Annotated in this window: 11 protein-coding genes and 1 pseudogene; 3 read left to right on the top strand and 9 right to left on the bottom strand. The window is 65.2% G+C overall.

The window, feature by feature from the left end:
- The 8 genes and pseudogenes from ispH to tsaE form a co-directional block, all read right to left on the bottom strand.
- Nucleotides 1–407, bottom strand: a pseudogene (gene ispH, locus WBH99_RS12935) (4-hydroxy-3-methylbut-2-enyl diphosphate reductase); the annotation flags it as partial.
- Nucleotides 408–409: 2 nt separating this feature from the next.
- The gene (locus tag WBH99_RS12930; RefSeq protein ID WP_424220504.1) at nucleotides 410–862 is read right to left on the bottom strand and encodes an FKBP-type peptidyl-prolyl cis-trans isomerase; all 453 of its coding nucleotides are present in this window, start codon (nucleotides 860–862) and stop codon (nucleotides 410–412) included.
- Complete coding sequence (locus tag WBH99_RS12925) at nucleotides 862–1422, bottom strand: sulfite oxidase-like oxidoreductase (protein WP_424220503.1); 561 nt, start codon at nucleotides 1420–1422, stop codon at nucleotides 862–864. Before WBH99_RS12925 ends, WBH99_RS12930 begins: the two co-directional genes overlap by 1 nt.
- Nucleotides 1423–1623: 201 nt before the next feature.
- Nucleotides 1624–2121 (bottom strand): signal peptidase II, encoded by a 498-nt coding sequence (gene lspA / locus WBH99_RS12920; RefSeq protein WP_424220502.1) that lies wholly within the window; start codon nucleotides 2119–2121, stop codon nucleotides 1624–1626.
- Entirely contained in the window at nucleotides 2114–4906 is a 2793-nt protein-coding gene (ileS, locus tag WBH99_RS12915) for an isoleucine--tRNA ligase (protein WP_424220501.1), read from the bottom strand. Before ileS ends, lspA begins: the two co-directional genes overlap by 8 nt.
- A 4-nt stretch (nucleotides 4907–4910) precedes the next feature.
- Nucleotides 4911–5834 (bottom strand): bifunctional riboflavin kinase/FAD synthetase, encoded by a 924-nt coding sequence (locus tag WBH99_RS12910; RefSeq protein ID WP_424220500.1) that lies wholly within the window; start codon nucleotides 5832–5834, stop codon nucleotides 4911–4913.
- A 114-nt stretch (nucleotides 5835–5948) separates the two neighbouring features.
- Complete coding sequence (locus tag WBH99_RS12905; protein ID WP_424220499.1) at nucleotides 5949–7289, bottom strand: N-acetylmuramoyl-L-alanine amidase; 1341 nt, start codon at nucleotides 7287–7289, stop codon at nucleotides 5949–5951.
- Entirely contained in the window at nucleotides 7223–7738 is a 516-nt protein-coding gene (gene tsaE, locus WBH99_RS12900) for a tRNA (adenosine(37)-N6)-threonylcarbamoyltransferase complex ATPase subunit type 1 TsaE (RefSeq protein ID WP_424220498.1), read from the bottom strand. Before tsaE ends, WBH99_RS12905 begins: the two co-directional genes overlap by 67 nt.
- Between tsaE and queG the strand changes: the two genes are divergently transcribed.
- The 3 genes from queG (at nucleotide 7733) to leuE (ending at nucleotide 10846) form a co-directional block, all read left to right on the top strand.
- Nucleotides 7733–8797: a tRNA epoxyqueuosine(34) reductase QueG gene (gene queG / locus WBH99_RS12895; RefSeq protein ID WP_424220497.1), complete on the top strand. Its 1065-nt coding sequence runs from the start codon at nucleotides 7733–7735 to the stop codon at nucleotides 8795–8797. The genes tsaE and queG overlap by 6 nt on opposite strands.
- 197 nt (nucleotides 8798–8994) lie before the next feature.
- On the top strand, nucleotides 8995–10179 hold the full coding sequence (locus WBH99_RS12890; protein ID WP_424220496.1) for a diguanylate cyclase: 1185 nt from the start codon (nucleotides 8995–8997) through the stop codon (nucleotides 10177–10179).
- Nucleotides 10180–10195: 16 nt separating this feature from the next.
- Nucleotides 10196–10846, top strand: coding sequence for a leucine efflux protein LeuE (leuE, locus tag WBH99_RS12885; RefSeq protein WP_424220495.1), 651 nt, complete (start codon nucleotides 10196–10198; stop codon nucleotides 10844–10846).
- Nucleotides 10847–10973: 127 nt separating this feature from the next.
- On the opposite strand, the gene WBH99_RS12880 is transcribed toward leuE, so the two are convergent.
- Nucleotides 10974–11573, bottom strand: a complete 600-nt coding sequence (locus tag WBH99_RS12880; RefSeq protein ID WP_424220494.1) for an FMN-dependent NADH-azoreductase — start codon at nucleotides 11571–11573, stop codon at nucleotides 10974–10976.
- Between the last annotated feature and the right edge of the window lie 11 nt (nucleotides 11574–11584).

The raw sequence follows: 11584 nt of genomic DNA, 5'->3' as shown, positions 1-11584 counted from the left end.
CCCTGGCTCTGGCCCATGGTGCCTTCCACTTCAGGGTGGCCGCGATGACCGATCATCACGACTTCACGGGCCTGGGTGCGCATCTTGCCTACTTCCACATGGACCTTGGTCACGAGAGGACAGGTTGCATCGAAAACCGTGAGGCCCCGGGCTTCGGCTTCTTCACGCACTGCCCTGGAAACGCCGTGGGCGCTGAAAATCACCGTGCTGCCGGTGGGCACATCGTTGAGCGCTTCGACAAAGATGGCGCCCTTGGCGCGCAGGCCGTCACAGACGAACTTGTTGTGCACCACTTCATGACGCACGTAGATGGGTGCCCCGAATTTTTCCAGGGCTTTTTCAACAATGGCAATGGCCCGTTCCACGCCGGCACAAAAGCCACGAGGATTGGCGAGAAGGATTTCCATATTCAGAGGATGCCGATGATTTCCACCTCGAAGCGGATGGGTTTGCCCGCCAGGGGGTGGTTGAAGTCGAACAGGCCGTGGGTGGCATCCAGCTCACGCAGGAAGCCGGAGAAGGACTGGCCGTCGGGAGCGGTGAATTCCACCACGGAGTTTTCCTTGAGTGCCATGCCGGGCGGCAGGGCGGCGAGGGCAATGCGCTCCACCAGGCGGGGATTGGGGACGCCGAAAGCCTCCTCGGGTTCGAGGTCGAAGACGAAACGCTCGCCTTCGGGCAGGCCGATCAGGCAGCGTTCCAGGCTTTCCGCCAGTTGGCCGCTGCCCATCTGCAAGGTGGAGGGGGACATCTCGAAGGTGGACAGGAATTCCTCGCCATCCAGGGCACAAACCCGGTAGTGCAGGGTGAGGAAGCTGTCGGAGCGGACGCTGGGGGCCGTCGCGGTGGAGGGGGTCGTCATCAGGCAAATCTTTCTTCGAGCCAGGGGTCGGCTTCGTTGTGGTAACCGCGCACCTCCCAGAAACCCGGGCGGTCCGCGGCGAGAAATTCAATGGCCTTGAGCCACTTGGCGCTCTTCCAGCCATAACGCCGGGGCACCACCAGCCGCACCGGGCCGCCGTGCGCCGGAGCCAGGGGGCCGCCGTTGACGCCGTGGGCGATGAGTACATCCTCGTCCAGCAAGGCGGACAAAGGCAGATTGGTGGTATAGCCGTCGTAACCCTGCAGGCTGACGAAGCGGGCCTCGGGAAGCGGCTGGGCCAGGGCCAGCACCACGCTGGCGCGCACGCCTTCCCAAGTCAGGTCGAGGGTGCTCCAGGTGGTGACACAGTGGAAGTCGGATGTAGCGCTGATCTGGGGGAGAGCCTGGAGCGCCGGCCAATCCAGTTCCACTTCCCGGGCCACCAGGCCATGGAGGCGCAGGCGCCAGTCTGCATGGCTGATATCAGGGCGGATGCCCAGGTCCAGGACGGGAAATTCAGGGGCCAGATGCTGGCCGGGGGGAATGCGGTTTTGTGTCATTTATTTCCAGCCTCAATGAGGGATTCAGCGTTGACAGGCAGATCGCGCAACTCTGGCATCAGGGGCTCTAGAACTGGCTTCATGGCGGCGTGACCGGTCTTGCCACCAGTAAACCCGACGAGTTAGCCCGACATAAGCCCGACGTAAGCCCGACCAGTAATCCAGACGAATTGCGATGGAGGACCATGGCGAGCGTGTCGCTTACACGGATACGCCTCGTTTCCTGCGCCCAGCTTGCAACTGATCGAGTACCAGCAGCACGGCGCCGATGGTGATGGCGGAATCCGCCACGTTGAAGGCAGGCCAGTGCCAGCCTGCGACATGGAAATCGAGGAAATCCACCACTGCGCCATACAGGATGCGGTCGATCACGTTGCCGATAGCCCCGCCCAGGATCAAAGTGAGAGCGAAGTTCTGGCGCTTTTGTTCCGGATGGGCCCGCAGCATGCGGATGATCCAGCCGGAAATGGTCAGGGCCAGGGCCACGAAGAACCACTTCTGCCAGCCCCCGGCCCCCGCCAGGAAGCTGAAAGCCGCCCCGGGATTATAGGCCAGCACCAGATTGATGAAGGAGGTCAGGGGCAGGCTCTCCCCCGGCTGGAAGCAGGCCAGGATCGCCTGCTTGCTGAGCTGATCCAGCAGGATCAGCCCTGCCGCCAGACCCAGCCAGCCCCAGAAGTTCCGGCCCGGCTCAGGCATGGTTCCGCACCTCGCCGTCGCCATACAGGTTGCTGATGCAACGGCCGCACAGTTCGGGATGTCCGGCATCCTCACCCACGTCCTCGCGCACATGCCAGCAGCGTTCGCACTTGGTCCCCGTGGCCGGTTGCACCTGGACGGCGGCAGGCCCCTGTTGCAGATGGGCGGCAGAGGCGATGAAGACGAACTTCAGGTCATCCCCCAGGCTGGCCAGGGTGGCATATTGCTCGCCGGCGGCGGTCACGGTGACTTCGGCCTGGAGGGAGGAGCCGATCTGGCCTGCTTCGCGCAGGGCTTCCAGGGCCTTGGTGACTTCGCCGCGCACCTCGCGGATCCGTTTCCACTTGGCCAGCAGCTCGCCTTCGCCATCCTGGGCCGGCAGCTCGTGCCAAGTGTGGAACATGATGGACTGGTCCGCGTCGCCGGAGAGGATCTGCCAGATTTCCTCGGCGGTGAAGGAGAGGATCGGCGCCATCAGGCGGATGAAGCTCTGGGTCACGTGCCACAGGGCGCTCTGGGCCGAGCGGCGGGCCCTGGAGGCCGGCGCCGTGGTATACAGGCGGTCCTTCAGGATGTCCAGCCAGAAGCCGCCCAGGTCCTCGGAGCAGAAGGTCTGCAGGGCCTGCACCACGCGGTGGAACTCATAGCGGTCGTAGTCGGCCTGGGCCTGGGTCTGCAGCTGGCGGGTCAGGGCCAGGGCGTAGCGGTCGATCTCGAACCATTCGTCCACCGGCAGCATGTCCTTGGCCGCGTCGAAGTCGGCGATGTTGGCCAGCAGGAAACGCAGGGTGTTGCGGATGCGGCGATAGGCTTCCACCACCCGGGCCAGGATTTCCCTGGACATGGCCAGCTCGCCGGAATAATCCGTGGCGGCCACCCACAGGCGCAGGATCTCGGCGCCCATCTTGTCGGAGACTTCCTGGGGCAAGATGGTGTTGCCCAGGGACTTGCTCATCTTGCGCCCCTGCTGATCCACCGTGAAGCCGTGGGTGAGCAGGGCCCGGTAGGGCGGGTGGCCGTCGATGGCGGTGCCGGTGAGCAAGGAGGAATGAAACCAGCCCCGGTGCTGGTCCGAGCCTTCCAGGTAGAGGTCGGCCCGGGGGCCGGTGGCGTGGCCGTCGTTATGGGAGCCCCGCAGCACATGCCAGTGGGTGGTGCCGGAGTCGAACCAGACATCCAGGGTGTCGCTGATCTTGTCGTACTGGGCGGCCTCGGCCCCCAGGAGCTCGGCGGCATCCAGCTTGAACCAGGCTTCGATGCCCTCCTTTTCCACGCGCTGGGCCACGGCTTCCATCAGTTCCACGGTGCGCGGATGCAGTTCCCCCGTTTCCTTGTGCAGGAAGAAGGGAATCGGCACGCCCCAGTTGCGCTGGCGGGAGATGCACCAGTCGGGCCGGTTGGCGATCATGTTGTGCAGGCGGGGCTTGCCCCAGGCCGGATAGAAGGCGGTGGCCTCGACCCCGGCCAGGGCTTTTTCGCGCAGGGACTTGCCATCGAGCGGCAGGCGATCCATGCCGACAAACCATTGCGCGGTGGCCCGGTAGATCACCGGGGTCTTGTGGCGCCAGCAGTGCATGTAGCTGTGCATCACGCTGCCGTGGGAGAGCAGGCAGCCCACTGCGCCGAGCTTGTCGCAGATGACCGGGTTGGCCTTCCAGATGGAGAGGCCGCCGAAGAAGGGGAGCTCGTCCACATAGACGCCGTCACCCTTGACGATGGAAATAATCTCGTCGCTGCTGCGGCCGTAGGCATGCCAGGCGTTGAAGTCGTCCACGCCGTGGGCGGGGGCGCAGTGCACGATGCCGGTGCCCGCATCCAGGCCGACGTAGTCGGCGAGCAAAACCGGGGCGACGCGGTCATATAGCGGATGGCAAAATTCGAGCAGTTCCAGCGCCTTGCCCCTGGTCGTCGCCAGCACCGTGCCTTCAAGGCCGTAGCGCTTCAGGCAATCTGCCACCAGTTCCTTGGCCAGCACCAGCAGGCGGTCACCCACATCGACCAGGGCGTATTCGTGCCCGGGGTGAATGTTGAGAGCCTGGTTGGCCGGGATGGTCCATGGCGTGGTGGTCCAGATTACCGCATGGGCGGGCTTGGGCAGGGCGCCCAGGCCGAAGGCGGCGGCCAGTTTGGGGGCATCGGCCGCGCTGACGGGAAAGGCCACGTCGATGGTGGGGGATTTCTTGTCGGCATATTCCACCTCGGCCTCGGCCAGGGCGGAGCCGCAGTCAAAACACCAGTTCACCGGCTTCAGGCCCTTGAAGACGTAGCCCTGCCTGACCATCTCGGCCAGGGCGCGGATCTCGCCGGCCTCGTTGACGAAGTTCATGGTCAGGTAAGGGTTGTCCCAATCCCCCAGCACGCCGAGGCGGATGAATTCCTTCTTCTGCACTTCCACCTGCTCGGCGGCATAGGCGCGGCACAGTTCCCGCACCTTGTCGGCAGGCAGGTTCTTGCCGTGGATGACCTCGATCTTGTGCTCGATGGGCAGGCCGTGGCAGTCCCAGCCCGGCACATAGGGCGCATCGAAACCCGCCAGGGTCCTGGAACGGACGATGATGTCCTTGAGGATCTTGTTCAGGGCGTGGCCCAGATGCAGGCTGCCGTTGGCGTAGGGGGGGCCGTCGTGCAGGATGAACTTGGGCCGGCCGGCGCAGATCTCGCGGATCTTCCGGTACAGCTTCTTGTCCTGCCATTGCTGCACCCAGACGGGTTCCCGCCTGGGCAGGTCGCCGCGCATGGGGAAGGCGGTATCGGGAAGGTTCAGGGTAGTCTTGTAATCGGCCATGGTTTCACTCAGCACTGAAAAAGGCCCGGGCCGCTACCGCATCGGCGGCAATCCGGGCCTGCAAGGCAGAAAGGTCGGAAAACTTCATTTCGTCGCGCAGTTTGTGCACGAACTCGACGGACAGGTGGGCGCCATAAATGTCGCCCTGAAAATCGAAGATATGCACTTCCAGCAGGGGCCGGGTCCCCCCCAGGGTGGGGCGGATGCCCAGATTGGCCACCCCCTGGCGAACCGGGCCGCCGGGCTCTAGCACCCGCACGGCAAACACACCGCTCATGGGCAGGGGGTTGTGCCGGATGTAGATGTTGGCGGTGGCAAAGCCTAGTTGCCGGCCCAGCTTGCGGCCATGCACCACCCGGCCGTCAATGGCGTAGGGGCGCCCCAGCAAGGTAGCGGCCTTGGCCATGTCGCCCTCCGCCAGGGCCTGGCGCACGACCGAACTGGAAACCCGTTCGCCCCCCAGTACCACGCTTTTCATGGCCTCCACGGCAAAGCCGCAGGCGCGGCCCGCAGCCTGGAGATAGGCAAAATCCCCCAAGCGGCCGGCGCCGAAGCGGAAGTCATCGCCGATGATCACATGGCGGACCTGGAGGCATTGCACCAGAATCTGTTCCACGAAAGCATCGGCGCTCAAGCCGGCAAAAGCCTGATTGAAATGGGCCACATAGGTCTGCTCCACCCCGGCCAGGGTGAAATACCGGAGCTTTTCGCGCAAGGTGGTGAGCCGCGCCGGCGCCGAGTCGGGCGCAAAGAATTCGCGGGGATGCGGTTCGAACGTCACCAGACTGGCGGGCAGTCCATGCGCTTGGGCCACCGTCCTGAGGCGCTCCAGCAAAGCCAGGTGGCCCCGATGCACCCCGTCGAAATTACCCAGGGTGAGCACGGTGGCAGAAGGGGATGGACGGTGGAAACCGCGAAAAACGAGCATGGACGAAGATGCTGCCGAAAAAAGCGGCAATTATACCGTTTCGACGGCCGCTGCCCGGTATTGCTTCTGCACGGCGGCTTCTGCACTACCGTCCGGGCCAGCGGTGCGGAGGCTTCAACCCAACCGGGCCATCGGCGATTTGGCGGGAGGAGGATTCTGCTCCAGATATTGCAGGACGCCCCGGACCAGCGCCTCGGCCATCTGGTCCTGATAGCGCTCATCGGCCAGTTTGCGCTCTTCTTCCGGATTGGAGATGAAGGCGGTTTCGACCAGGATCGAAGGAATGTCCGGCGCCTTCAATACGGCAAAGCCGGCCTGCTCGACATTGGTCTTGTGCAGGCGGTTGATGCCCCCCAGTTCCCCCAGCACGGCCTTGGCCAGACGCATGCTGTCGGCGCTGGTGGCGGTCTGGGAGAGATCGAGCAGGGTACGGGCCAGGAACGGGTCCTTGACATTGAGATTCACGCCGCCCACCAGATCGGCATCGTTTTCCTTCTGGGCCAGCCAGCGCGCCGCCGTGCTCGAAGCGCCCTTTTCAGACAGGATGAACACCGAAGAGCCCCGGGCTTCGGGCTTGATCCAGGCATCGGCATGAATGGAAACGAACAGATCCGACTGCACCCGGCGGGCCTTTTGCACCCGGGTTCCCAGGGGCACGAAAAAGTCGCCATCGCGGGTCAGGGCGACGCGCACATTGGCCTGGCGCTCGAGCTTGGCCTTGAGGCGCCGGGCAATGGCCAGGGTCACGATTTTTTCGTAGGTGCCGCCCTGGCCCACCGCCCCCGGGTCCTCGCCGCCGTGGCCGGGGTCCAGGGTGATGGTGATGAGACGGTTGACCCTGGACTTGCCGGTACCCGAGGGCTTGCCCGGATCAGAGGGCTTGTCCGTGCCAGAGGATTTGCCCGGCGGGGATTTGGGCGGTTCCTCCAGTTTCAGTTCTTCGGCCTCGCGCAAGGGGCGGTCGCTGCGGCTTTGCTCTTCGAGCAGGGCCAGCAGCGGGTCCACCGGATTTTCCGGATACACGTCCAGCACCAGCCGGTGGCCATACTCGCCGACGGGCGCCAGGGTGAAGACCTGGGGCGCCACCCTGGTCTTGAGTTCCATCACCAGCCGCACCACGCCCGGCTTGAAACGCCCGGCCCGCAGCAGCTTGATGTAAGGGTCACTGTCGGAAACCTTGCCGGAAAGGCTTTCCAGCACCTTGTTGAATTCGATGCCTTCGATATCCACCACCAGCCGGTCGGGATTTTCCACGGTGAAATGGGTGAACTTGACGGGCGCGTCGTGCTCCAGGGTGACCCGGGTGTAGTCGGCCGCCGGCCAGACCCGGACCGCCAGAATGGAGGGATTGCGCGGCGCCGCCAGCGCCAGGGAGGTGACGGATAGCGCTAGGCTGGCCCCGGCGAAATGCAGGAGTCGGCGGCGTCCCAGGCTGCGTAGAGACTTGTCAGACATGGCAGACCCTCCTTGCTGCAGGCCAACAGGCGGACCCGGCGTCCAGCGGACTGATGCCGGATGGCGAGGCGCAGATCTGCCGGCGGGACATAGCCCGCCGCTTTTTCCGGCCACTCCACCAGACAGACCGAATCTTTGCGAAAGTATTCGCCCAAGCCTGCATCAACAAATTCCTCCGGCGAACCGAAGCGATAAAAATCAAAGTGATACAAGTATAAGCTCGAAACCACGTAAACTTCAACCAGCGCATAGGTAGGGCTCTTGACCGGCCCGGTGTGGCCCAGGGCCCGCAGCAGGGCCCGCACCAGGGTGGTCTTGCCCGCGCCCAGGTCCCCTTCCAGATAAATCACCAGCCCCGGCCGGATAGATTGGGCCATGAGCCCGCCCAGACGCTGGGTGGCGGCCTCGTCGGGCAGGCTCAATTCACGGGTACACTGCGGCTCATGCATGATACGGACTCCTTGACTCGACTGGCTGCGGACCTGGGCGACTGGGCCCGGGAACTGGGGTTTGCGCGGCTCGGCATCGCCCGGGCCGAGGTCGGGGATGCCGCCGCCCGCCTGGCCGGGTGGCTGGCCGCCGGCCGGCACGGGGAGATGGATTATATGGCGCGCCACGCCGCCTTGCGCAGCCAGCCCCAGGCGCTCTTGCCCGGCACCCTCACGGTGATTTCCGTGGCGCTCGACTACTGGCCCGAAGCCGGCCTGTCGCCTGCGCTCGCCAACCTCGCCAACCTCGCCGACCAGGAGCGGGCCTACATTTCCCGCTACGCCCTGGGGCGCGACTACCACAAGGTGATGCGTCGCCGCCTGCAAAAGTTGGCCAGCCGCATGGAAAACGCCATCGGCCCCTTCGGCTACCGGGTGTTTTGCGACTCGGCGCCGGTGCTGGAAGTGGAGTTCGCCCGCCAGGCGGGCCTCGGCTGGCGCGGTAAGCACAGCCTCCTCTTGTCGCGCCAAGGTTCCTGGCGCTTTCTCGGCGAAATCTACACCGACTTGGCCCTGCCTACGAGCGCGCCGGAACGAGACCACTGCGGCAGTTGCACCGCCTGCCTTGCCGCCTGCCCCACCCAGGCCATCATCGCCCCCTATCAGGTGGATGCCCGCCGCTGCATCTCCTACCTCACCATCGAACTGGCGGGCGCCATTCCCGAGGCGCTGCGGCCGCAGATCGGCAACCGCATCTACGGCTGCGACGACTGCCAGCTAGGTTGCCCCTGGAACCGCTTCGCCCGGCTGGGCGACCCGGAATTCGCGCCCCGCCAGGGGCTGGACCGGGCCTCCCTGGTGGACCTCTTTGCCTGGGAAGCCCGGGAGTTCGAGGACCGGCTGGCGGGCAGTCCCATCCGCCGCATCGGCCATGAACGCTGGCTGCGCAACCTCGCCGTGGCCCTGGGCAACGGCCCCGCCACCCCGGCGGCCCTGGCGGCCCTGGAACAGAGAAAAGGCCACGCCTCGCCGCTGGTGCAGGAACATGTCGCCTGGGCCCTCGCCCGGCTGGCGCCCTGATCCGCCCTGATCCGCCCTGATCCGCCCTGATCTGCCCTGATCCGCCCCGGAATCGGACCAGGGAATCGGGACAGGGCGGCGGCCTGCCGAAAGCGTCAGCCCGGTGCAAATGGGGCTGAACGGTGCAAATGGGGCTGAACGGTACAAATGGGGCTAAGATAAGCCCCCATTTACACTCTGACACCCGGGATACTCAAGTGCCCAAGCTCTGGCAGTCCATCTTCCAGCACATCGTGGCCCCGGCCCAACTGAGCCCCGGGCAACTGCTCGGGCTGCTGCTCCCGGTTGAACGCTCGCCCCACCTGCAACGCCACGCGGCCTCGGTGATCCTCGCCCGGGTCCGGCTCATCGCCGCCCTGTTTGCCGTGCTGGTACCCCTGTTTTCGGGGGTGGACCTGCTGGTTTTCGATGCCCCCGTTGCCTGGCGCATGGTCGCCCTGCGCCTGCTCTCTGCCGCCCTGTTCGTGGCCCTGGCCTGGCCCCGGGAACTCTCCACCACCCGGCCCTATCCCCAGGCCCTAGTGACCCTGCTGGCCCTGCTCCTGATTCCGCCCCTGTTCCACCTGCTTTCCGCCGACATGCTGGCGACGGCCAACGCCACGGACAAGCAGCGGCTGATAACCCAGCTCTATGGCTATCTGCCCACCATCGTCCTGGGCGGGCTGGCCATCTTTCCCCTGACCGCGCTGGAAACCATCGCCCTGGCCCTGCCCGTGATCGTCACGGGCGTGCTCACCTTTTTGCTCGGCGGCCAGAACCTCAGCCTGGAACAATATGGCGGCGCCCTCTGGTTCATGACGATGATGCTCGGGGTTTCCATGTTCTCGGGCATGAGCCAGTGCCACTACATGGCAACCCTGGTCCTGAAGGCCATGCACGACCCGCTCACCGGCGCTTACACCCGCCAGTCCGGCGAGGAGGCCCTGAGCCTGCTGTTCCGCCTCAGCACCCTGTCCGACAAGCCCCTGAGCGTAGCCTTTCTCGACCTGGATCATTTCAAGAGCATCAACGACAAGTATGGCCATGATGCCGGCGACCAGTGCCTGCGCCACCTGGCCGAGGGCGTGCGCCAGGGCCTGCGCCGCAGCGACCTGCTGATCCGCTGGGGTGGCGAGGAGTTCATCGCCGTCCTGCCCGATACCCCGGACGAGAATGTCCTGCCCCTGCTGCAAAGGCTGCGGGAGCAGCACCTGGGCCTGCGCCCCGACGGCACCCCCCTGACCGCCTCCATCGGCCTGGCCGACACTCAGGAAGACGGCATCACCGACTGGGAGACCCTGGTACAGCGGGCCGACCAGCGCATGTACGCCGCCAAGCATCAGGGCCGGGACGGGGTGGTGGGCCCGGACGGCCAGAAAATTTCCCTGACCCCCGCCGCTTGAAGACAGGAACTATCCCATGAGCTACGGCATCACCGACCTTTGCACCTTCATCCTCGGCACGATCTTCATCGTGCTGCTGCCAGGCCCCAATTCCGTCTATGTGATGACGGTGGCATCGCGCCGCGGCGTGAGCACGGGGTTCCGGGCCGCGGCCGGCATCTTGCTGGGCGACACGATCCTGATGATGCTCTCGGTGACCGGGCTGGCTTCCCTGCTCAAGACCTCGCCCCTGCTGTTCATGGGGCTCAAATATGCAGGGGCGGCCTATCTGGCCTGGCTGGGTTTGAACTTGCTGCGGGCCGCCTGGCAGACCTGGCGGGACGACTGCGCTGCAACCGGCGAGGAGAACTCCCGACTGGACGCCTCCCGCCCCTTTTGCACCGCCCTGCTGATCGACCTGACCAATCCCAAGGCGATCCTGTTCTTCGTTTCCTTCTTCATCCAGTTCGTTTCCCCGGACTACCCCCACCCTGCCCTGTCCTTCCTGATTCTGGGGGGGATCGTGCAGGTCTGCAGCGGGCTCTACCTGACCGCCCTGATCTTCGGCGGGGCGCTCCTGGCCCGCCGGATCAGGAAGGCGCGCTGGCTGACGGCCTGCACCAACGGGGCCGTGGGCAGCCTGTTCATCGGCTTCGGGGTGAAGCTGGCAGGCGCCAACCTCGGCTGACCGATCCCCGGCGATTCCCAAAGAGGGGCGGCACCAGCGCCGCTCCCTGCACCCGGCGTTCCACGGCCCGATGCGGAGGTTCGATGCAACTTCAGGAAACTCAGAGCAGGAAACTCAGAGCAGGAACTCAGAGCGACAGGGCCTGGATTTGTGCCCCGGCCTCGGCAAAGGCCTTGTCTTCCGCATCACCGCCCAGGGCCAGACCCTCGGCGTAAATGAACGTCACATCGCTCATCCCCAGGAAGGCCAGCAAGATCTTCAGGTAAGACACCTGGGTATCTGCCGGAGTGTCCCGGTAGATGCCGCCCCGAGCCAGGGCCACATAGACCTTCTTGCCCTGGAGCAGGCCTTCGGAGCCGTTGGCGGTATAGCGGAAGGTGACCCCGGCCCGGGCGATGGCGTCGATCCATGACTTCAACTGCACCGACACGCCGAAGTTGTACATGGGCACGCCCAGCACGATGACATCGGTTGCCTGAACCTCGGCAATCAGGGCATCATCCAGGGCCACCCGGGCGGCCTGCTCCGCCGTGCGCTGCTCGGCGGGGGTGAACAAGGCCGCCAGCGACGGGGCATCCAGGACCGGGTGCGGATCACGGGCCAGATCCCGCACTTTCAGACCAGCCTCGGGCTGCAAGACCCGCAAGCGGGCGCTGACGAGGTCGGCCAGACGGGTGGAATTGGCGCCGCTGGTGCGGGCACTGGTGTTGATCTGCAGAATGTTCATGGTGTGCTCTC

This window comes from Azovibrio sp. (assembly GCF_049658005.1).
Classification (GTDB): Bacteria; Pseudomonadota; Gammaproteobacteria; order Burkholderiales; family Rhodocyclaceae; genus Azovibrio.
Note: the sequence above shows the minus strand (reverse complement) of the source record. Positions and strands in the feature narration are given on the sequence as shown.